Consider the following 21360-nt stretch of genomic DNA (forward strand, 5'->3'; position numbering starts at 1 on the left):
GCACTGTTTGAAGGAATGTTCGGCCATAACGAAGAATGACCGCATGATGGGCCGGGATTCTAGCATTTAGTCGGGGGATGGTGTAGGAAGCTGCGAAACGGCTTGAAGGGTATGTCTGGTCGGCGCGGGATGTGACCGATGTCGCAGCTGACGAGCAGCGCGCGGCCGCGTTCGGCGGCGAAGCCGTCGTAAAACCAGAGATTGCGGTGTGTCAGGATAAATGCGGTCAGCCAGTTTGCGGGTGCTTCGCGCCCGAACGCTGCCTCGCGGTGCTCGTCAGCTGCTACACGCCGTAAGTGGCTCAAACGCCAGAAACTACAAGGGGAGCCGAAGCTCCCCAAGAAGTAGTTGCATGCTCTATTTTTATTATTGGTTTCGGGCTTTTTGTTTTTGTTAAGTGCCCTCGTCATGAAGATTTTCCTTCATGACCCTCCCAATCGGGAGCCAAGAGCAAACGGATTGCTTTGGTCGCTGTGTTGCAGTGATCTTGCGATCCAACCAGTTCAGGCTCTGTCTTAGGACAGTTTTTGTTGTTCTCGGCCTGGTCGTGGGGCACGCCCCAAATACAACGCCTCTCCAAAAGAATCAGTTAGCTGCGCCTCTCGCCGTCTTGTTTTTATTGTGCGTGAGTCGATTCGTCTTATTTTTATTGTCTTGTGCATTGCTTGTTATTGTTTTTGTACTAAGCATATAGCAGGGTGCGTGCCAACTTTTACGAGGCCCAGCAAAACAAGGGGTTAGGTGGTGGGTAGGGGATTTCCGAGGCGAAAAAAAGCCGGGGCTTCGTTACCGTAAGCCCCGGCTTCTGTTACGTGAAAAGTCTGAGGTAACAGTTTTTCCACAATGTCACGCGTTACCCGCACACCCTACAGGTGATGTTCAGCTTTCGCTGGCCACCCCGGTTTTGCGCCGTGGAATGCCCAGGCGTTGGCGACGTTCCCACAGGCACTTGCGGCTGACCCCGAGTTTGCGGGCCAGTTCGGTTTCGGTCATGTGGTCCTGATGCTCGAGGACGAAGTGCTGGAAGTAGTCTTCCAGGGACAGGTCTTCGGTAGGCTCATGGCTATTGTTACCGGCGCCGCCGCCCTGCTGGGGAGGCAGGCCGATGAAATCGTCATCGCCCAGATCGCTCAGCTCGATGTCGATGCCCAGTAGCTCGGCGGAAATTTCCGGGCTCTCGCACAGGATCACCGCGCGTTCGACCGCATTTTCCAGCTCGCGAACGTTACCCGGCCAGGTGTAGTGACGAATCGCCTGCTCGGCATCCGGGGCAAACTTCAGGTCCGTGCGGTTGACCCGCGCGCTCTGCCGCGCCAGGAACGCATTGGCGATTTCGTTGACGTCGGCACCACGCTCGCGCAGGGCCGGCAGTTTCAGGGCAATCACGTGGAGACGGTAATAAAGGTCTTCACGGAACTGGCCGATCTTCGCCAGGCTCTTGAGGTCCCGGTGAGTCGCGGCAATCAGGCGTACATCGACTTTCTGCGACTGCACCGAGCCAACCCGGCGAATTTCACCTTCCTGCAACACACGCAGCAAGCGAGCCTGGGCTTCGAGTGGCAGTTCGCCGATTTCATCGAGGAACAAGGTGCCGCCGTCCGCCGCCTCGACCAGACCGGCACGCCCGGCGCTGGCGCCAGTGAACGCGCCTTTTTCGTGGCCGAACAGTTCGGACTCGATCAGGCTTTCCGGAATGGCCGCGCAGTTCACCGAAATCATCGGTGCCTTGGCGCGTTTGGAAAGGTTGTGCAGGGCGCGGGCCACCAGTTCTTTACCAGTACCGGACTCGCCCTGGATCAGGACGTTGGAATCGGTGGGCGCGACTTTGCGGATCTTGCTGTACAGGTCCTGCATCGGCGGACAGGAACCAATGATGCCGATCTCGCCGTTGCTGTTATCGACGCCCGGTTTCGCTGCGCCATTGGCGGCTTTGCCGACCACTGGCTCACCGGCAGCGGGGGACGACTGACGATCGCGCAGGATCCGCGCAACGGCCTGAAGCATTTCGTCGTGATCGAAAGGCTTGGCGATGTAATCCACCGCGCCCATCTTCATCGAGTCGACGGCTGAACGCAGGCTGGCGTAGCTGGTCATGATCAGCACCGGAGTGCCTTGGCCCAGCTTGATCAGCTCAGTGCCCGGTGCGCCAGGCAGACGCAGGTCACTGACGATCAGGTCAAACGTGGGAATGCTGAAACGCTCTTGTGCTTCCTGCACGGATCCGGCTTCGCTGACCTGGTACTGATTACGTTCCAGCAGGCGGCGCAAGGCGGAGCGGATAATTGTTTCGTCTTCGACGATCAAAATGTGCGGCATTGATTCGATACTCTCGACGGTCTCAGTTCACAGCGGACGTCGCTTCGACATGACGCGGTAATGTCACCCGGATACGGGTACCGCGTTGGCTTTGAACATCAGCCGGGCTGTCGATGGTGATTTGTCCATAATGCTCTTCAACGATGGAATAGACCAGTGCAAGGCCCAGACCGGTGCCTTCGCCAGGATCCTTGGTGGTGAAGAAAGGTTCGAACAATCTATCCATGATGTTCTTCGGAATTCCGCTGCCTTCGTCTTCCACGATCAGGTCGACCGTGTGTTCGCCGGCTTCGCTTTTGACCCGCACCGCACTGTGCGGCGGCGAGGCGTCGCGGGCGTTGGAGAGCAGGTTGATCAACACCTGGGCGAGCCGTTGGGGATCGCCTTCGACCCAGTGATCGGGGTCGCACAGGTTGTAGAACTGTACTTCGAAATTGCGCCGGTTCAGGGCCAGCAGGCCGATGGCATCCTGGGCCACTTCGGCCAGACAGACGGGCTCGTCGCTGTGCTGATGGCTACCGGCATGGGCGAAACTCATCAATGACTGCACGATGCGCGACACGCGTTTGGTCTGCTCCAGAATCTGCCCGCTGATTTCCGTCAGCTCGGCGTCTTCCTCGCGTTCCTCGCGCAGGTTCTGCGCCAGGCAGGCGATGCCGGTGATCGGGTTGCCGATTTCGTGGGCCACGCCCGCCGCCAATCGACCAATGCTCGCCAGCCGCTCGGAGTGCACCAGTTTGTCTTCGAGCATCTGGGTTTCGGTCAAGTCTTCCACCAGCAACACCAGGCCACTGTTGCCCGGCGCCAGCGGTTCATCGATCGCCGCTTTGTGCAGGTTCAGCCAGCGCGTCTGGCCGTCGAGGGCCAAATGCTGTTTGTGCAAGTGTTCGTCCGGCAGATTGATGAAGCCTTGGAGTAATTCTTTCCACGGATCGCCAATGGTGCTCAGACGCGAACCGACCACGCGCTGCGCAGCAATCCCGGTCAGTTCTTCCATGGCTTTGTTCCACATCAGGATCTCCTGATCCTTGGCCAGGGAGCAGACGCCCATCGGCAGTTCCTGCAAGGTCTGGCGGTGGTAGCGGCGCAGGGCATCGAGCTCGGCGGCCAGGCCGGTGAGGCGCGAGTGGTAATCCTCGAGGCGGCTTTCGATGAAGTGGATGTCTTCGGTCACATAGTTTTCGCCGCCGGCCTTATAAGGCAGGAAGGTTTCGACCATGTCCTGGGCGACGCTCGGGCCCATCAGGCCGGAGAGGTTGGCTTCGATGCGGTCGCGCAAACGGCGCAACGCATACGGCCGGCGCTCATCGAACGGCAGATAAAGATCGCGCAGGGCCTGTTCCACTTCTTTCTGTGCAGCCTTGGCGCCCAAAGGTTTGGCCAGTTGCGTGGCGAATTCCTGGGGCGAGGCGGCGTGCAATTCCCGGCGTTGCGGGCGACGCACGTTGTCCACGGCACAGGCTTCGGCGGCGCTGGCCTCTTCCGGGCTGGCGTTGGTGAACAGCGAAATCAGGGTGAACATCAGCACGTTGGCGGCCAGCGAGGCAATCGCCGCCATGTGCCAACTGGTGTCGTCGAGCACGTAGATCATGTTCAGCAGCGGAATGTAGAAACCCTGCAGATTGCCCACCAGCGGCATCAACATGGTCACCATCCACACCAGAATCCCCGCCAGCAAACCGGCGATGAAGCCGCGACGGTTGGCGGTCGGCCAATACAGGACCGACAGCACGCCCGGCAAGAATTGCAGGGTGGCGACGAAGGCGACGATGCCGAGGTTGGCCAGGTCTTGCTCGGCGCCCAGCAGCAGATAAAAGCCGTAACCGGCCATGATGATCGCGACGATCAGCGCCCGGCGGGTCCACTTCAGCCAGCGGTAGATGTTGCCTTCGGCCGGAGGCTGATACAGCGGCAGCACCAGGTGGTTGAGTGCCATCCCGGACAGCGCCAGGGTAGTGACGATGATCAAACCACTGGCCGCCGACAAACCACCGACGTAGGCCAAAAGCGCCAGGGCCTTGCTGTTGGCGGCGATGCCGATGCCGAGGGTGAAATATTCCGGATTGGTTGTGGCGCCGAGTTTCAGCCCGGCCCAGAGAATTAGCGGCACCGCCAGGCTCATCAGCAGCAGGAACAGCGGCAAGCCCCAGCTCGCGCTGACCAGCGAACGCGGGTTGAGGTTTTCGGTAAACGTCATGTGGTACATGTGCGGCATCACGATCGCCGAGGCGAAGAATACCAGCAGCAGCGTACGCCACGGGCCTTCCTGCAATGGCGTGTGCAGGGCGGCGAGGGCGGTCTGGTTTTGCAGCAGCCACAGCTCAAGCTGTTGCGGGCCGTCGAACACACCGTACAGCGCGTACAAACCAACGCCGCCGATGGCGATCAGCTTGATCACCGATTCAAAGGCAATCGCGAACACCAGGCCTTCGTGTTTCTCCCGCGTCGCAATGTGCCGCGAGCCGAAGAAAATCGTGAACAGGGTAATCAGTGCGCAGAAGCTCAGGGCCACGCGGTGCTGCACCGGTTCGCGAGTCAGGATGCCGATAGAGTCGGCCACGGCCTGAATCTGCAACGCCAGCAGCGGCAGAACGCCGATCAGCATGAAAATCGTGGTCAGCGCGCCGGCCCAGGTGCTGCGGAAGCGGAAAGCGAACAGATCCGCCAGCGACGACAATTGATAGGTGCGGGTGATTTTCAGGATCGGGTACAGCAACACCGGCGCCAGCAGGAATGCCCCAGAGACACCTAAATAGCTGGACAGAAAACCGTAGCCGTACTGATAGGCCAGGCCGACCGTGCCATAAAACGCCCAGGCACTGGCGTAAACCCCCAGCGACAAGGTGTAGGTCAGCGGGTGGCGAATGATCGCCCGGGGGATCATGCCCCGTTCGCTGATCCAGGCGACGCCGAACAACGCAGCCAGGTAGGCGGCGCTGATCAGCAGCATCTGGGTGAGGCTAAAGCTCATCGGCATCTTTTTGGCTCTGCAGGATGAAGGTCACGACGATCAGAATCAGCCAGAGCAGATAAGGGCGATACCAGGCGCCAGTGGCGTCGATCCACCAATCCATGATGGCCGGGGAGAACAGGTAAATCCCCACTACCAAAAGCAGGACCAAGCGATAGATGTACATCCCGGCCTCTCTTTTTTAGGCGCGTGCCCGAAAACGTGCGGCGATGGTAACGGATGGCGGCGCTACTGCAAGTGCCATCACTGCAGTTGCGCTTCGGGCAGGGTCAGTGTGCGCGGGATCTGTGCCGCATCCCAGTGGACGATGCCCCAATTCAGCACATCCCGTGGCGTGGCGTACGCCAGTTCGCCGCCCGGATGCTGCCCCAGCGCCCGCAATGCCCGCAGCAACAGCGGCGTGGCCTGATCAGTGGCTAGCGGTGGCGAACGGTAGGATTTGCCGAGTTTGTTACCGTCCGGCTGGGTGATCAGCGGCACGTGCAGGTAACGCGGTTGCGGCACGCCGAGCAGTTCTTGCAGGTAGAGCTGGCGCGGCGTGGAGTCGAGCAAGTCGGCGCCGCGCACGATGTCGGTGATGCCTTGCCAGGCGTCATCCAGCACCACGGCCAGTTGATAGGCGTAGAGCCCGTCGCGGCGGCGAATCACAAAATCCCCGACTTCCCGGCCCAGATGCTGACGGAACTCGCCTTGCACCCGGTCGATGAAGTGATATTCAAGCTCCGGCACGCGCAAGCGGATCGCCGCGTCTTCGGTGCCATGCCCGGCGTTGCGGCACAGGCCCGGATAAATGCCGTGATACGGCTCCAGTTGTTTGCGCGAACAGGTGCAGGCGTAGGCCAGGCCATGATTGAACAGGCGATTGAGCACTTCGGCGTAGGCATCGTGTCGGTCGCTTTGGCGGACCAGTTCGCCGTCCCACTCGAAACCGTAGCTTTCCAGCGCTTTGAGAATTGCGGCTTGGGCGCCGGGCTCTTCCCGTGGCGGGTCGAGGTCTTCCATGCGCATCAGCCAGCGACCGCCCACCGAGCGCGCGTCGAGGTACGAGGCCAGGGCGGCGACCAGCGAACCGAAGTGCAAGTGGCCGCTGGGCGTGGGGGCGAAGCGGCCGATGTAGGGGGAAGCATTCATGAGGGCGATGGTACGTCGTCTAATCGTGCGCGATCCACCTGTGGGAGCGGGCTTGCTCGCGAATGCGGTGGGTCAGGCAACATTTAAGCTGAATGACACACCGCATTCGCGAGCAAGCCCGCTCCTACAGGGTTTGTGGCGTGGCAAATTACGGAAACAAAAACGGAGCGTTCGCACGCTCCGTTTTCTAATCAAGTCGAGATTACTTGCCGACTTGTTTTTCCTTGATTTCCGCCAGGGTCTTGCAGTCAACGCACATGTCGGCGGTAGGGCGGGCTTCCAGTCGCTTGACGCCGATCTCGACACCACACGACTCGCACCAGCCATATTCTTCGTCTTCGATCAATTGCAGCGTTTTGTCGATCTTCTTGATCAACTTGCGCTCACGGTCGCGGGCGCGCAATTCAAGGCTGAATTCTTCTTCCTGGCTGGCACGATCTGCCGGGTCAGGGAAGTTGGCCGCTTCGTCTTTCATGTGATCAACCGTGCGGTCGACTTCCTGCATCAAGTCCTGTTTCCACTTATTCAGGATCTTGGTGAAGTGAGCGCGCATGGGCTTGCCCATGTATTCCTCGCCCTTAACTTCTTTGTAGGGTTCGAAGCCGCTGATCGACTGATTTTGCTGCTTTGCTTGGGTGGGCATGAAATGGACCGCCTCTACTCTTGTAATCCATTGCGCAGGATTGCTCCATCACCGACACCTGCCGGCCCTGCGGCTGCAAGCGGGCGAACTTACCAGATCAAAACGGACCGCGCTACTCCCGGATGTCGAGGTAATGGCCCATGGTGCTTGCAAATGATTGCAAAACCTTGACTGGTGGTGTTGGAGACCTGATCAAATATTGATTTTAGTCAAACCTGAGACACTCGCTCGAGTCGTTTACAGCTCCGGTTATAGGGCTCTGACCGCTTTAGGTTCTCCCTCGTTCCTGCGGATAGGTAGAATCGATTCTTTTCCCTGTTGAAGGAAGGCTAATGGCTCAGCCCTACAGTGCGCGCAGTCGTGCGATCGAACCGTTCCATGTCATGGCGCTGCTGGCGCGGGCCAATGAACTGCAAGCCGCCGGCCACGACGTGATCCACCTGGAAATCGGCGAGCCGGACTTCACCACTGCCGAGCCGATCATTCAGGCCGGCCAGGCCGCGTTGACCGCAGGCAAGACCCGCTACACCGCCGCCCGGGGCATTCCCGAACTGCGCGAGGCGATTTCGGGCTTTTATCAGCAGCGCTACGGGCTGAACATCGATCCACAGCGAATCCTGGTGACGCCGGGCGGTTCCGGTGCGTTGCTGCTGGCCAGCGCCTTGCTGGTCGATCCGGGTAAACACTGGCTGTTGGCGGACCCGGGCTACCCATGCAACCGGCATTTCCTGCGTTTGGTGGAAGGCGCGGCGCAACTGGTGCCAGTCGGGCCGGACGTGCGTTATCAACTGACCCCGGACCTGGTGGCGCGGCATTGGGACCACGACAGCGTCGGCGCCCTGGTGGCCTCGCCGGCCAACCCGACCGGCACCATTCTGACTCGCGATGAATTGGCCGGTCTGTCTGCCGCTATCAAGCAGCGTCACGGTCATCTGGTGGTGGACGAGATCTACCACGGCCTGACCTACGGCGCCGACGCGGCCAGCGTGCTGGAAGTCGATGACAGTGCTTTCGTCCTGAATAGTTTTTCCAAGTATTTCGGCATGACCGGTTGGCGCCTCGGTTGGCTGGTGGCGCCGGAAGCAGCTGTCGGCGAACTGGAAAAACTCGCCCAGAACCTCTACATCAGCGCCCCGAGCATGGCTCAGCACGCCGCGTTGGCCTGTTTCGAGCCTGCCACCATCGCGATTCTGGAAGAGCGCCGCGCCGAATTCGGTCGTCGTCGCGATTTCCTGCTGCCGGCCCTGCGCGAGCTCGGTTTTGGAATCGCCGTGGAGCCAGAAGGCGCCTTCTATTTGTACGCAGATATCAGCCAGTTCGGCGGCGATGCCTTCGCGTTCTGCCGACATTTCCTTGAAACCGAGCACGTCGCAATCACGCCGGGCCTGGACTTCGGGCGTTATCAGGCCGGGCATCATGTGCGGTTTGCCTACACCCAAAGCCTGCCGCGCTTGCAGGAAGCGGTGGAACGCATCGCTCGCGGCTTGAAGAGCTGGCAAGGCTGATGCGCTTTCATCCTCCCCTCGAAGAAGGTCGTTTGATTCGTCGTTACAAGCGTTTTCTCGCCGATATCGAAACCGTTAGCGGCGAGTTACTGACCATTCACTGCCCGAACACCGGTTCGATGCTTAATTGCCAAGTCGAGGGCGGGCAGGTCTGGTTCAGCCGCTCCAATGACCCAAAACGCAAATTGCCCGGCACTTGGGAAATCGGTGAAACCCCGCAAGGACGCTTGTTCTGCGTGAACACCGGGCGGGCTAACGGCTTGATCGAAGAGGCGCTGCGGGCCGGCGTGATCACCGAGCTGAACGGCTTTACCGAACTGAAACGCGAAGTGGCCTACGGTCAGGAAAGCAGCCGCATCGATTTCCGCCTCGATTACCCGAGCGGGCCGGCGTACGTGGAAGTCAAAAGTGTAACCCTGGGCTACGACGGTACAGCGGTGGCGGCATTTCCCGACGCGGTGACCCAGCGAGGGGCCAAGCATTTGCGGGAGTTGGCGCATTTGGCCCGGGATGGGATTCGTGCGGTGCAATTGTATTGCGTCAACCTCACTGGCATTGAGGCCGTGCGTCCGGCGGAAGAAATCGATTCGGCCTACGCCGCCGCGTTGCGTGAGGCGGTGGCGTGTGGGGTCGAGGTGTTGGCCTATGGCGTGCGCCTGAGTCACGAAGAGATGGTGGTGGATCGGCGCCTGGACGTGTTGCTCAACGGTTAAAGGCTGACCCAGATGCCTTGCGCGTCTTCGCGGCTGGGAATCGCGGTCAGGGATTGCCCGGCACACGGGCCGGCGACGCACTCGCCGTCTTCGATCAGAAACAGTGCGCCGTGGGTGGCGCACTGGATCAGGCTGTTGCTGGGGTCGAGAAACTGGTCGGGTTTCCATTCAAGGCTTACGCCACGGTGCGGGCAGCGGTTGAGATAGACGTAAACCTGACCCGCCCGGCGCACGGCGAAGAGCTTCTGGCCGTCGATGTCGAAACCGCGGCTGCTGGCATCGGCCAGCTCTGGGCCTGGGCAGAGAAACTTCATGTCTATCCTCAAGTGTCGCGGCGCGTGACGAGATATGTCCGGGCTTGACGTGCAAATGCAAACAATTATCAAATGGCCGCCCGCCCATGGGGCGCGTGCGGTCTGCCGAGGATACTTGGCTTGCCCGCCTGATGCCCGGGAAAACCCTTTAAGGAAGCTGTTTATGCGCCTGAGTCCCCGCGTTCTTGCCTTGTGTGTCGGACTGCTCGTCAGCCATCAGGCGACAGCGGCCGAACTGCCGCAACGTTGGGTCAGTGCCGGTGGCGCTTTGTCCGAGTGGGTGAGCGCGCTGGGCGGCGAGTCGAAACTGGTCGGCGTCGATACCACCAGCCAGCATCCGGAATCCCTCAAGGCGCTGCCGAGCATCGGTTATCAGCGGCAGTTGTCGGCGGAAGGCATCTTGAGCCTGCGCCCGCAGATTCTGGTCGGTACCGAAGAAATGGGGCCGCCGCCGGTGCTTTCGCAGATTCGCACCGCAGGCATTCAAGTCGAATTGTTCTCGGCCCAGCCGGATTTGCCGGCGCTGCAAAGCAACCTGGAGCATCTGGGCAAGTTGCTCGGCGCCGAGGCTCAGGCATCCCAAGCCTTGCAGGCGTATCAACAGCAGCTGGACCAGCAAAAGATCCGGGTCACCCGGGCCCAGCTCAAGCAGAACTCACCGGGCGTGCTGTTGTTGCTTGGTCATATGGGCGGCAAGCCAATGATCGCCGGCAAGGACACTGCTGCCGATTGGCTGCTGCAACAGGCCGGTGGCCACAATCTGGCGACGCATACCGGTTACAAACCTTTCTCCAATGAATCCCTGGTCAGCCTGAACCCCGAAGTGCTGGTGTTCGCTGATCGTGCCCTGACCGGTGATGCGGCTCGCGCGGCGTTGTTCAAGGAAAACCCGATCCTTTCCTCGACCCGCGCCGCCAAGGACGGGCGAGTGATAGAACTCGACCCAACGTTACTGGTGGGTGGGCTCGGGCCGCGGTTACCCGAGGCGCTGAAAAAGCTGTCTGACGGTTTCTATCCCGGCGCGACCGGCCAATGACCACGCTGGTTAAACCTCGCGCACTGTTTATCGGCTTGAGTGTGCTGTGTTTGCTGGCGATCTGGTTGTCGTTGGCCCTTGGCCCGGTGAGCTTGCCGCTGCTCGACACGTTGCGTGCGGCGCTGCGGCTGACCGGTGTGCCGATTGCGCCCGATGGACTGGAACAGGCTGAGTTGATTCTCGGGCAGATTCGCCTGCCGCGAACCCTGTTGGGCCTGGCGGTGGGCGGTGTGCTGGCGTTATCTGGCGTGGCGATGCAGGGATTGTTTCGCAATCCCTTGGCCGATCCGGGGCTGGTGGGTGTTTCCAGTGGCGCGGCATTGGGCGCGGCGATTGCGATTGTCGGCGGTTCGGCGTTCGGTGGTTTGCCTGAAGCGTTCGGGCCTTATCTTTTATCGTTGTGTGCGTTTCTCGGTGGGCTTGGGGTGACGGCGCTGGTGTATCGACTGGGTCGGCGTAACGGGCAAACCAATGTCGCGACCATGTTGCTGGCGGGGATCGCGTTGACGGCGTTGGCCGGTTCGGCGGTGGGTTTGTTCACTTATCTGGCGGACGACGCGACGCTGCGCACATTGACGTTCTGGAACTTGGGCAGCCTCAATGGCGCCAGTTATTCACGGCTCTGGCCATTGCTGCTGGTGACGGCTGGTGTGGCGTTGTGGTTGCCGCGTCGGGCCAAGGCACTGAATGCGTTGTTGCTGGGCGAGTCAGAGGCCGGTCACTTGGGCATTGATGTCGAAGGGCTCAAGCGTGAATTGGTGTTCTGTACCGCGCTGGGCGTCGGTGCAGCAGTAGCGGCGGCGGGCATGATCGGGTTTGTCGGGTTGGTGGTGCCACATCTGGTGCGGCTGCTGGCCGGGCCGGATCACAAGGTGTTGTTGCCTGCGTCGGTGTTGGCGGGAGCGAGTCTGTTGCTGTTTGCCGATCTGGTGGCGCGCCTGGCCCTGGCGCCGGCCGAATTGCCGATCGGCATCGTCACCGCTTTTATTGGCGCACCGTTCTTCCTGTTTTTGCTGCTCAGGAGACCTGCCTGATGCTGCGCACCGAAAATCTGTTGATCCGCCGGGGCAGCAAAACCGTGCTGACGGATATCACCCTTGAACTCAAACCGGGCGAAGTCCTCGGCGTGCTGGGACCGAACGGCGCTGGCAAGAGTACGTTGCTCGGCGCGTTGTGCGGCGAACTGCATCCTGATGAGGGGCGCGTCTGGCTCGATCAACAGCAATTGCGGCACTGCACCGGCATCCAGCGCGCCCAACGACTGGCCGTGTTACCGCAGGTGTCGACCCTGGACTTCGGCTTTCGTGTCGAGGAAGTGGTCGGCATGGGCCGCTTGCCCTATCAGACCGGCCGGGTGCGCGATGATGAAATCGTCGTCGCCGCATTGGCTGCCGCTGATGCCGGGCATCTGAGCGGTCGCAGTTATTTGGCGCTGTCCGGCGGTGAGCGTCAGCGGGTGCATCTGGCGCGGGTGCTGGCGCAGCTCTGGCCGGGCGAGGCGGGGCAGACGCTGTTGCTGGATGAGCCGACTTCGATGCTCGATCCGCTGCATCAGCACACCACGTTGCAAGCGGTGCGCGAGTTTGCTGATCGCGGCGCGGCGGTGTTGGTGATCCTGCATGATCTGAACCTGGCGGCGCGGTATTGTGATCGCATCTTGCTGCTGGAAGGCGGGCGCCCGGTGGCGCTGGATACGCCGCAGCAAGTGTTGCGTCCGGAACCGCTCAAAGCGGTATTCGGCCTGGAAGTACTGGTGCAACCGCACCCGGAGCGTGGGCATCCGCTGATCATCGCCCGCTGAGTCGTTCATGGAGGCGAGAACATGCGTGGGATTTTGCTGCTGGCGGTGCTGTTGCTGAGTGCTTGTCAGCATGTTTCAACGCCACCGCCGATCGCCGGACAGATTCGCGACTTGCGCAGTGGTCAGTCACTGACGGCGCAAGAACTGGTTGCGCGATTGGCCAGGCCTGAGCGTCTGATCGTCGGCGAGCAGCATGACAACCGCGATCACCATCAACTGCAATTGTGGTTGCTCCAGGAACTGGGGCAGCGGCGACCGCAGGGCAGCCTGCTGCTGGAAATGCTCACGCCCGATCAGCAACTGCGCGTCGATGACGTGCGCCATGCCTCGACGCTGCCAACGGATCTGCCCGGCGCATTGGCCTGGCAATCGGGTTGGGACTGGGATTTGTATGGGCCGATTGTGCGTTTTGCCCTGACTCAGCCTTATCCGCTGCTGGCCGCCAATCTGGACAACGCCGAGGTTCGTGCTTTCTACGCTCAATCGCCAGCAGTGAGCGGTTCGCGCAGCAATGCCCCGTCGGTCAAGAAAGAGTTGCTGGCGCAAATCAGCGGATCTCATTGCGGTCTGCTGCCCGAATCGCAAATGCCGGCCATGTTGGCGGTGCAGCAGCAGCGAGATCGGCGGATGGCTGAGCGGCTGCTTGCCGCACCCAAGCCTTCATTGTTATTCGCCGGTGCTTACCATGCGCGCAAGAATGTCGGTGCGCCGCTGCATGTGCTGGATCTGGGTGAGCCCGAAGCCCCCACCGTTTTGATGCTGGCGGAGCAGGGCAGTGAGGTCACGTCGGCCATGGCCGATTACGTCTGGTACACGCCTGCCACGCCGACGCACGATTATTGCGCAGAGATGCGCAAGCAGATGGGCAAGCAGATGGGCAAGCAGATGGGCAAGTAGGCTCAGGCGACTTTTCCACAGGCAAAAAAAGACCCGGCAAGAGCCGGGTCAAATAACCGTGATTAGCCTGATGAGGAGATAATCTGAGAGTCCGAACCAAGGGCTTTTCAGAATATCGACCAGTCTCGCGACCGGTTGTGATAATCATAGCGATTCTCATTACCAAGTCAACCGCTGTTTAGCGATTAATTTTAGAATCGTCTGGAAACCCCGTATTTATTGGGTTTCAGCCTGAAATTTTAGCTGCGCTCAGGTGAGTGATCTGTTTGTTCAGCAGGCCAATGCGCCGGGCCATGCTCTCGATCAGGCTGTGGGCGACCTTCGGATTGCTTTGCGTCAGGCTCAAAAACTGGTCCTTGGGGATCAGGATCACCGTACTCGGTTCGCTGGTGATGACACTGGCATTGCGCCTCTCGCCGGTAAACACCGCCATGGCGCCGAAAATCTCATCCTTGGGTACATCGCCGACTTTATGTCCGTCGACAAATGCTTCGGCATGGCCTTCGATGATGACGAACACGTGGTCCGCCTCATCGCCTTGCTGAATCAGCACTTCGCCCCGGGCCACGCGCTGAAAGCCGTGGGTGCTGCGAAATTCGGGTTGTTTCAGGCGCGCGACGGCGTCGGACAGCAGGGAGGCCTGACCGCCCAGGTACTGCAGGAACAACTCCGAACGCTCTGGATCGGCATAAATATGCTGGAACACTTCGGTGCGCAGATAAGGCATCAACGACAACGGTCCATCGCTGCGCAAACGGCAATGGGGGAGTTCGGCGTCCTGGCGCAGGCCGACGAGGTCACCTTCATGCAGATAAAACAACGCGCGCTCATCGATACAGCCATGCAGCAAACCACTGTCGAGCAAGAACAACTGATCGCCGGGCAATATCGCCGCAAGGTCGTCGACGGCAGGAACTTCCAGGGCCAGCCCGCAGGGTGATAACCCCTCCAGCAACCGGGCAGGTATGTTTTGCAGGCGATTGATCAGTGCGTCGGCGTAAGCCGGTTGTTCCCCGAGCAGGTACATGGCGATGGCGCCTGTTCAATTCTTGTGGCGTGACGAGATGGCTTCCAGTTGTTTGTTCAAGGCTTCCTTGCGTTCGGCGGGGATGTCGTTCCAGTGCACATCCATCAGCGCGCCTTCTATCGCATACAGCAACACCTTGGACGCCCGGAACCCGCGCGTGCGAACGGCCCGATAAGCATCCACCGCCCCCAGGCGACGCAAGTCCGAGGCACTGTGGATGCCCACGGCATGCAGCCACTGTGCCGACGTCTTGCCAAGATTCTTCAGGTGTTGCAGTTCATCATTCATCAAGCCTCCTTGCGACGGCCGAACGGTGCGTGGGCGAGCCTTTGAGGAGTGTAGCCATCAGTAGGAAAAGCGTGATTGTTTGGTCGGATTCGACGCAAAAGCTTCTAAGAAGCGCGTTCGAAGGGGCTGCGAATGCAGTAGAGGAGGACGGTGCAATCCCTTTGTGGGAGCGGGCTTGCTCGCGAAGGCGTAGTGTCAGTCGATACAAGTGTTGAAGGTTAAACCGCTTTCGCGAGCAAGCCCGCTCCCACAGGGGGCTGTGTCATGTCAGGAGGTGATGCGGTATCAGCGCGTGCGATAACGCAGGCGTGTACCGAAATTCATCGACATCAGGATCTCGTCGGCACTCAGCTCTGGCGGGAAGTAGGCGCCGGAGATTTGCGCGTGGGCCAGGCTCGCGCCTTCCAGGGACGCATTGCGAAAGTCGATACCGCGCAAGTCGGCGGAACGGAAGTACGCATCGGTAAAATCGACGCCATCGGCATTCAGCTCACGCAGGTCGAGACCACGGAAGTCGCCACCGACCATGTCGATCGGGCCATCCTTGGGACGTTCCTTGTTGAAACCTGTGATGTCGTCTTTGTGCAGCAACGCATAAAGCGGGGTGTCGAGAAGTTTCGGCTGGCTCATGTCACATCACCTGATGGTTTTATGACGCCAGTATAGTGCCACTATTTAGCAGCCGTGAAGTCGGCGAAGGCTTCACGGCTGAAATAGATTCCTACAGGCCTGGCATGCGCTGACGAATCTGCGCCACGACGGTATCGAGGGTCCCGCTTTCATTGGTCTGAACGCGTTTGCTGCACAGAATCTCGGCCGGCGTCAGCGCTTCTCGGCTGGCTTGCTGGGCGGCGATAACGGCCAGATTGGCGTCGGACGGGTCTTTCTTTTCTGCCTGACGCAAGGCCAGCCAGCCTTCGATCACGGCTTGTGGCGCGTTGCAGTCGAGGATCAGGAACGGTGCACCGGTGGCTTCGGCAGTTTTTGCCGCGCCGTCGCGCTGGTCGCGCTTGAGGTAGGTGGCATCGATCACGACCGGGAAACCGGCCCGCAGGATCACGCCGGCGATTTCATGCAAGCGGGTGTAGGTCGCGGCGCTGGCGTCAGCACTGTAGATGCCGGCCTGTGGATCGTTCGGGACGGTTTGCGCGCCGAACAGACGCTTGCGCTCTACATCGGAACGCAAGCGAACGGCGCCCAGGGCTTCAACCAGGCGCATCGCCACGCGGCTCTTGCCGACCGCGGAAACGCCGTGGGTAATGGCCAGGAATCGCGAAGGAATGGTGCTGTAGCTTTCCGCCAGGTTGGCGTAGTTGCGGTACTGGCGCAGGGTGGTGGCGCGCTGCACAGGATCGGCCTCGGCCGGCATGCTGAACAGGCTGACCTTGGCCCGAACCAGTGCGCGGTAGGCTTTATAGAAGTTCAGCACCTCAAGGCCCTGGTAATCGCCGGTCAGCTCCAGGTACTGGCTGATGAAACGGCGCGCCAGGCTTTTCAGGCCACGGTCTTCCAGGTCCATCGCCAGGAAACCGGTATCGGCGTAGACGTCAGTGAAGCGGAACGGTTCGTTGAATTCGATGCAGTCGAAGATCACGACCTTGCCGTCGATCACGGTGGCGTTGCCGAGGTGGATGTCACCGTGGCATTCGCGGGTGAAACCGTCGGCCTTGCGTTGGGCAAGCAGCGGCTTGAGGCGTTCGAAGCTGCTTTCGGCCCAGGCTTGCAGGGCATCGAGTTGCAACAGGTCGGTCTTGTCACTGAGGAATGGGCGGATCTGTTCGAAGTTCTGGCGCACGGGCGCCATGACGCTGTCCGGGGTGCCGGCATCGTGTTCGGCCGGTACTTTCGGCGCAGTGAGGTGGAACTGCGCAATTTGCTCGGCCATTTCGTCGATATGCGCGGTGGTCAATTCGCCATTGGCTTGCAGGGTGCTGAGCAACTGGCTTTGCGGGAACTGACGCATCTTCAGCGCGAATTCGACAGCCGGACCGTCGCCGCCCAGTTGCGGGGCTTCGGCGCTGCCAGTGATCGGCAACACTTCCAGATACAAATCGTTGGTCAGGCGCTGGTTCAAACGCAGCTCTTCGGTGCAGAAATGTTCGCGCGCGTCGAGGCTGGTGAAGTCGAGGAAGCCGAAATTCACTGGCTTCTTCACTTTATAAGCAAAGGGACCCGTGAGGATGACCCAGGAGATATGGGTCTCGATAACCTGGAACCCGTCGACGGGATGCGGGTAGAGGGCCGGGTTTTGCAGGGCGGCGATCAGGGACTGGCTCACAGGCGATCCTTCAGAGTAGGGGGAAAATTCAAGGTCGCCATTATGGCCGTAAGTCCGCCTGACGCAAACCTCGGCGGGCTCCTGTTGAGTATGAATAAAGTGCGTATAATCCGCCGCCATGACTCGTACTCGATCCCCCCGCAGCAAAAAAAAACCACCGTCCAGCGGCCTGCGCCCCTGGCTGGGCTGGGCCCTTAAACTCAGCCTGGTCGGCCTCGTTGTGCTCGCCGGGTTCGCGGTTTACCTGGACGCCATCGTCCAGGAGAAGTTCTCCGGCAAGCGCTGGACCATTCCGGCCAAGGTGTACGCGCGCCCGCTGGAGCTGTTTACCGGCCAGAAGCTGAGCAAGGACGACTTCCTCACCGAACTCGATGCCCTTGGCTACCGACGCGAAGCCGTGAGCAACGGCCCCGGCGCTGCGGCGGTCAACGGCAATACCGTTGACTTGAATACCCGTGGCTTCCAGTTCTATGAAGGCATGGAGAAACCGCAGCCAGTGCGCGTGCGCTTCTCTGGCGACTACGTGGCCGAGCTTTCGGCGACCAACGGTTCGAAGCTGTCCGTGGTGCGTCTTGAGCCGCTCATGATCGGCGGCATTTACCCGAAAAACCTTGAAGACCGGATACTGATCAAAATCGATCAGGTCCCGCCGTACCTGCTGGAAACCCTGGTCGCGGTCGAAGACAGGGATTTCTATCACCACTGGGGCGTATCGCCGAAGTCGATTGCCCGGGCCGTCTACGTCAACACCTCTGGCGGCAAGATGACCCAGGGTGGCAGTACGCTCACGCAACAGTTGGTCAAGAATTTCTACCTGACCAGCGAACGCAGCCTGACCCGCAAACTTACCGAAGCCATGATGGCGATGCTGCTTGAGCTGCATTACGACAAGCGCGAGATTCTTGAGGCTTACCTCAATGAAGTGTTCGTCGGCCAGGATGGTCAGCGCGCGGTGCACGGTTTCGGCCTGGCCAGCCAGTTCTTCTTTGGCCAGCCATTGTCCGAACTGAAACTGCATCAAGTCGCGTTGCTGGTCGGCATGGTCAAAGGCCCGTCCTATTACAACCCGCGTCGCAACCCGGAGCGGGCGTTGGAGCGACGCAATCTGGTGCTCGATGTACTTGAGCAACAAGGTGTCGCTACCGCCGAACAGGTCGCGGCGGCGAAGGCCATGCCACTGGGTGTGACCACGCGCGGCAAGCTTGCCGATAGCTCGTTCCCTGGCTTTATCGATCTGGTCAAGCGTCAACTGCGCGAAGACTATCGCGACGAAGATTTGACCGAAGAAGGCCTGCGGATTTTCACCAGTTTCGACCCGATCCTGCAGATGAAAGCCGAAGCCTCGGTCAACGACACCTTTAAACGCCTGGCCGGGCGCAAAGGTTCGGATGATGTCGAAGCGGCGATGGTCGTGACCAACCCGGAAACCGGCGAAGTCCAGGCTATGATCGGCAGCCGTCAGGCGAGTTTTGCCGGTTTCAACCGCGCACTCGATGCTGTGCGACCGATCGGCTCGTTGATCAAACCGGCGGTTTATCTGACCGCGCTTGAGAAGCCGAGCCAGTACAGCTTGACCAGTTGGTTGTCGGACGAGGCCTTCTCGGTGAAGGGCGCGGACGGTCAGGTCTGGAAACCGCAGAACTATGACCGCCGCTCCCATGGCACGGTGTTCCTGTACCAAGGGTTGGCGCATTCCTATAACTTGTCGACTGCGCGTCTCGGCCTGGAACTGGGCGTGCCGAATGTCCTCAAGACCCTGGCGCGGCTGGGCGTGACTCGCGAATTCCCGGCGTTCCCATCGATGCTGTTGGGCGCAGGTGGCCTGACGCCGATGGAAGTGGCAACCATGTACCAGACCCTGGCCAACGGCGGTTTCAATACGCCGATGCGCGGGATTCGCAGCGTGCTGACTGCCGAGGGCGAGCCGCTCAAGCGTTATCCGTTCCAGATTCAACAGCGGTTTGATCCGGCGTCGATTTTCCTGATCCAGAGCGCCATGCAGCGAGTCATGCGTGAAGGCACCGGCAGTTCGGTTTATAACGTGCTGCCCAAGACCCTGACGCTGGCGGGCAAAACCGGTACCAGTAATGATTCGCGGGACAGCTGGTTCGCCGGTTTCAGCCAGGATTTACTGGCGGTTGTGTGGCTGGGTCGCGACGATAACGGCAAGACGCCGTTCACCGGTGCCACCGGTGCGCTGCAGGTCTGGACCAGTTTCATGCGCAAGGCCGACCCGCTGCCGCTGGACATGCCGCAGCCGGACAACATTGTTCAGGCCTGGGTTGATTCGCGCACCGGGCAAGGCTCTGATGCCAACTGCCCAGGTGCGGTGCAGATGCCGTATATTCGCGGCAGCGAACCGCCTCCCGGCGCCGCTTGCGGTGGGGAAACCCCAGCTTCCGGCGAAACGGTGATGGATTGGGTCAAGGGCTGGATGAATTAAGCAAAGAGGGTTTCAAGTGAACAAGTGGTTGATTCCAGCGGTTACCGCCGTGGCTTTGCTCAGCGGTTGCTCCAGCGTGCAGCGCGGTTCGATCCCGGTTGTGGATTCCGGCAGCGCGGTGTCGAACAGTGAACGGATTCAGGCAAATGGCGGTTTCCGTCAGACGACCGTGAAGCGTCCCGCACAAGGCCAGACACAGGCAATCCCGCAGGGTGATACCGGTGTGGTGGTGATGGTGCCGGGTGGTGGTGCCGTGTCTTCGGCACCGATCAGCGCTTCGCCGATCACGCCGGGTCCGATTACACCTGGCCCGATTGATACGTCGCCGGTTCAGTCCGCGCCGATCAATCAAGGTAGCTACAGCATGCCATCGACGCCGAGCGGGATTCCGTCGGCCAGCACCGGTGGCGGGTTGTCTGCCGACGAACAACTGGACGGTCCAGTGTTGGCGTTGTTGACCACCGCTCAACAGCAACAGGCCACTGGCGACCTCAACGGCGCGTCCTCCAGCCTGGAACGTGCCCAGCGCGTGGCTCCGCGCGAGCCGCAAGTGCTTTATCGCCTGGCGCAGGTGCGCATGGCCCAGGGCGATGCACCGCAAGCCGAGCAGTTCGCCCGTCGTGGTCTGACGTTCGCCAATGGCCGTCCGGATCTTCAGGCCAGCCTGTGGGAATTGATCGCTCAGGCGCGTGAGAAACAGGGCGATTCCGCTGGCGCTGCACTGGCTCGTCAGAAGGCCAAGGTTTCGCTGTGATGGATGCACGTTTCCCAAAGATTGCCGAGCAGTTGCTGCTGATCGAGCGTGAACTGCGGATTCAGGGCTGGTGGGACGAAGTCGCGCCGAGTGCTGAAGCACTGTCCAGTGTCGAGCCATTTTCGGTTGATACCCTGGACTTCGAGCAATGGCTGCAATGGATCTTCCTGCCGCGCATGAAGATGATCCTCGAACAGGATCTGCCGTTGCCCAACGCGTCGGGCATTCAGGAGATGGCCGAAATGGTCTTCGCCGCGCGCAATGTTCAGGGCAAGGATCGCTATTTGCAGGTCCTGCTCAAAGAGTTCGACCTGCTGATCACCGCCTCCCGCTAACGCGCTGCGCAGGAGCCCGTAGGAGCACGTAGGAGCTGTCGAGTGAAACGAGGCTGCGATCTTTTGATTTGTTTTAACAACCAACGTCAAAAGATCGCAGCCTCGTTTCACTCGACAGCTCCTACAGAGAGAGTTATTGGCAGTTATCCGCAATCTGTTTCTGTGCTTCGGTCATGCGCTCCTGACGTGTCTGGTCGGTCAGGCGGCGCATCTCGCCGTCAATCTCTTCCCGTAGTCGTGGATTGTTCTGCAGTTGCGCGAGGTTCGTCCGCGCCTGTTCGCAGAACGCCTTGAGCTGGGCTTGCTGCTCGGCGACCTGCTTTTTCACGGTTTTATCGATGGCTTGCTGATCGCCGAGCACGTTGGTGCGTTCAGGTGCGGGCGGTTTGCCGGCGGGCGAGGCGGGCGTGACCACGGTGGTGGCTTGCTGGCCCTGGGGCGGCTGGGCATCGAAGTGGGTCACGCCTTGGGCGTCGACCCACTTGTAGATCTGCGCGGCCATGCACCAAGGGCTCAGGACGATCAGCAGACCGGCGGTGAAGAAGAAGGTACGCATGCCATTTCCTTGTCATAAGTTGCGCAATTGAAGCTAACACACTCGCGGTTTACGGGTTTTTTCTTGCGTTCTCATGTGCTTACTCACAATAAAGCACATAGACGACTTGACTTGCAGGGGACGAAACAGAAGAATCCAAAGTCCGCTGTAGAGGGACTGCCAGAAGCAGACCCACTCGGCAGATCATGAGGCGCATACCCGCGCCGACCTGTTACACCCGCAACGCGTTACCTCGCGCTGGGTGGGAAAGGCCCGCAACACTTGGGACGATCCCAATACTTGCTCAGTCAGTGCTGACGTAGTCGGCGACCACCGTCGCTCATGCTCTGCCGAGAAGTAAACCTATTAAGAC

The 21360-nt window shown here is 60.3% G+C and carries 21 protein-coding genes; 9 read left to right on the plus strand and 12 right to left on the minus strand.

Features of this window, described 5'->3' with window-relative positions; translation table 11 throughout:
• Window positions 1–59: 59 nt before the first annotated feature.
• The 6 genes from HB680_RS22580 to dksA all read right to left on the minus strand — a co-directional run bounded on the left by HB680_RS22580 (window position 60) and on the right by dksA (window position 7061).
• Window positions 60–410, minus strand: a complete 351-nt coding sequence (locus HB680_RS22580; RefSeq protein WP_256735603.1) for a hypothetical protein — start codon at window positions 408–410, stop codon at window positions 60–62.
• A gap of 469 nt (window positions 411–879) precedes the next feature.
• Window positions 880–2316 (minus strand): sigma-54 dependent transcriptional regulator, encoded by a 1437-nt coding sequence (locus HB680_RS22585; protein WP_213940702.1) that lies wholly within the window; start codon window positions 2314–2316, stop codon window positions 880–882.
• Between the two features lie 22 nt (window positions 2317–2338).
• Window positions 2339–5293 carry a sensor histidine kinase gene (locus HB680_RS22590; protein ID WP_213940703.1) on the minus strand — a complete coding sequence of 985 codons (2955 nt, stop codon included), beginning with the start codon at window positions 5291–5293 and terminating at the stop codon, window positions 2339–2341.
• A complete protein-coding gene (locus HB680_RS22595; RefSeq protein WP_003176118.1) occupies window positions 5277–5453 on the minus strand; it encodes a hypothetical protein in 177 nt (58 codons plus the stop codon). Before HB680_RS22595 ends, HB680_RS22590 begins: the two co-directional genes overlap by 17 nt.
• A gap of 77 nt (window positions 5454–5530) precedes the next feature.
• Window positions 5531–6418 carry a tRNA glutamyl-Q(34) synthetase GluQRS gene (gene gluQRS, locus HB680_RS22600; RefSeq protein ID WP_213940704.1) on the minus strand — a complete coding sequence of 296 codons (888 nt, stop codon included), beginning with the start codon at window positions 6416–6418 and terminating at the stop codon, window positions 5531–5533.
• 202 nt (window positions 6419–6620) lie between these two features.
• Window positions 6621–7061, minus strand: a complete 441-nt coding sequence (gene dksA / locus HB680_RS22605) for an RNA polymerase-binding protein DksA (RefSeq protein ID WP_007902025.1) — start codon at window positions 7059–7061, stop codon at window positions 6621–6623.
• 332 nt (window positions 7062–7393) lie between these two features.
• Here dksA and HB680_RS22610 point away from each other — a divergent pair, with 332 nt between their 5' ends.
• Together HB680_RS22610 and sfsA are read left to right on the plus strand one after the other, a co-directional pair.
• Window positions 7394–8566 carry a pyridoxal phosphate-dependent aminotransferase gene (locus HB680_RS22610; protein ID WP_213940705.1) on the plus strand — a complete coding sequence of 391 codons (1173 nt, stop codon included), beginning with the start codon at window positions 7394–7396 and terminating at the stop codon, window positions 8564–8566.
• Window positions 8566–9279 (plus strand): DNA/RNA nuclease SfsA, encoded by a 714-nt coding sequence (sfsA, locus tag HB680_RS22615; protein ID WP_213940706.1) that lies wholly within the window; start codon window positions 8566–8568, stop codon window positions 9277–9279. The genes HB680_RS22610 and sfsA overlap by 1 nt, the downstream gene beginning before the upstream one ends.
• Here sfsA and HB680_RS22620 read toward each other — a convergent pair.
• On the minus strand, window positions 9276–9593 hold the full coding sequence (locus HB680_RS22620) for a Rieske (2Fe-2S) protein (RefSeq protein WP_213940707.1): 318 nt from the start codon (window positions 9591–9593) through the stop codon (window positions 9276–9278). The genes sfsA and HB680_RS22620 overlap by 4 nt on opposite strands.
• A gap of 163 nt (window positions 9594–9756) precedes the next feature.
• Between HB680_RS22620 and HB680_RS22625 the strand changes: the two genes are divergently transcribed.
• Genes HB680_RS22625 through HB680_RS22640 form a run of 4 tightly spaced genes read left to right on the plus strand, consistent with a single transcriptional unit; the run spans window position 9757 to window position 13327 of the window.
• Complete coding sequence (locus tag HB680_RS22625; RefSeq protein WP_213940708.1) at window positions 9757–10629, plus strand: ABC transporter substrate-binding protein; 873 nt, start codon at window positions 9757–9759, stop codon at window positions 10627–10629.
• Window positions 10630–10679: 50 nt separating this feature from the next.
• Window positions 10680–11663, plus strand: a complete 984-nt coding sequence (locus HB680_RS22630; RefSeq protein ID WP_213940726.1) for an iron ABC transporter permease — start codon at window positions 10680–10682, stop codon at window positions 11661–11663.
• Window positions 11663–12430 (plus strand): heme ABC transporter ATP-binding protein, encoded by a 768-nt coding sequence (locus HB680_RS22635; RefSeq protein ID WP_213940709.1) that lies wholly within the window; start codon window positions 11663–11665, stop codon window positions 12428–12430. The genes HB680_RS22630 and HB680_RS22635 overlap by 1 nt, the downstream gene beginning before the upstream one ends.
• 21 nt (window positions 12431–12451) lie before the next feature.
• Window positions 12452–13327, plus strand: a complete 876-nt coding sequence (locus tag HB680_RS22640; RefSeq protein ID WP_213940710.1) for a ChaN family lipoprotein — start codon at window positions 12452–12454, stop codon at window positions 13325–13327.
• Between the two features lie 226 nt (window positions 13328–13553).
• On the opposite strand, the gene HB680_RS22645 is transcribed toward HB680_RS22640, so the two are convergent.
• From HB680_RS22645 to HB680_RS22660, 4 genes are all read right to left on the minus strand, one after another.
• Window positions 13554–14354, minus strand: coding sequence for a cyclic nucleotide-binding domain-containing protein (locus HB680_RS22645; RefSeq protein WP_213940711.1), 801 nt, complete (start codon window positions 14352–14354; stop codon window positions 13554–13556).
• A gap of 15 nt (window positions 14355–14369) precedes the next feature.
• A complete protein-coding gene (locus tag HB680_RS22650) occupies window positions 14370–14642 on the minus strand; it encodes a TfoX/Sxy family protein (RefSeq protein ID WP_007971093.1) in 273 nt (90 codons plus the stop codon).
• Window positions 14643–14927: 285 nt separating this feature from the next.
• Entirely contained in the window at window positions 14928–15272 is a 345-nt protein-coding gene (locus tag HB680_RS22655) for a pentapeptide repeat-containing protein (protein ID WP_213940712.1), read from the minus strand.
• Between the two features lie 91 nt (window positions 15273–15363).
• On the minus strand, window positions 15364–16920 hold the full coding sequence (locus HB680_RS22660) for an AAA family ATPase (protein WP_213940713.1): 1557 nt from the start codon (window positions 16918–16920) through the stop codon (window positions 15364–15366).
• Window positions 16921–17038: 118 nt separating this feature from the next.
• Here HB680_RS22660 and mrcB point away from each other — a divergent pair, with 118 nt between their 5' ends.
• The 3 genes from mrcB to HB680_RS22675 are packed head-to-tail and all read left to right on the plus strand — an operon-like array spanning window position 17039 to window position 20452.
• Complete coding sequence (gene mrcB / locus HB680_RS22665) at window positions 17039–19363, plus strand: penicillin-binding protein 1B (RefSeq protein ID WP_213940714.1); 2325 nt, start codon at window positions 17039–17041, stop codon at window positions 19361–19363.
• 16 nt (window positions 19364–19379) lie between these two features.
• Window positions 19380–20117 (plus strand): tetratricopeptide repeat protein, encoded by a 738-nt coding sequence (locus HB680_RS22670; RefSeq protein WP_213940715.1) that lies wholly within the window; start codon window positions 19380–19382, stop codon window positions 20115–20117.
• A complete protein-coding gene (locus HB680_RS22675) occupies window positions 20117–20452 on the plus strand; it encodes a YqcC family protein (protein ID WP_213940716.1) in 336 nt (111 codons plus the stop codon). The genes HB680_RS22670 and HB680_RS22675 overlap by 1 nt, the downstream gene beginning before the upstream one ends.
• 133 nt (window positions 20453–20585) lie before the next feature.
• Here HB680_RS22675 and HB680_RS22680 read toward each other — a convergent pair whose 3' ends face one another.
• Window positions 20586–21008 carry a DUF4124 domain-containing protein gene (locus HB680_RS22680; RefSeq protein ID WP_213940717.1) on the minus strand — a complete coding sequence of 141 codons (423 nt, stop codon included), beginning with the start codon at window positions 21006–21008 and terminating at the stop codon, window positions 20586–20588.
• Window positions 21009–21360 lie beyond the last annotated feature (352 nt).

Origin of the sequence: Pseudomonas sp. dw_612 (assembly GCF_018449725.1) — a bacterium.
GTDB lineage: Bacteria > Pseudomonadota > Gammaproteobacteria > Pseudomonadales > Pseudomonadaceae > Aquipseudomonas.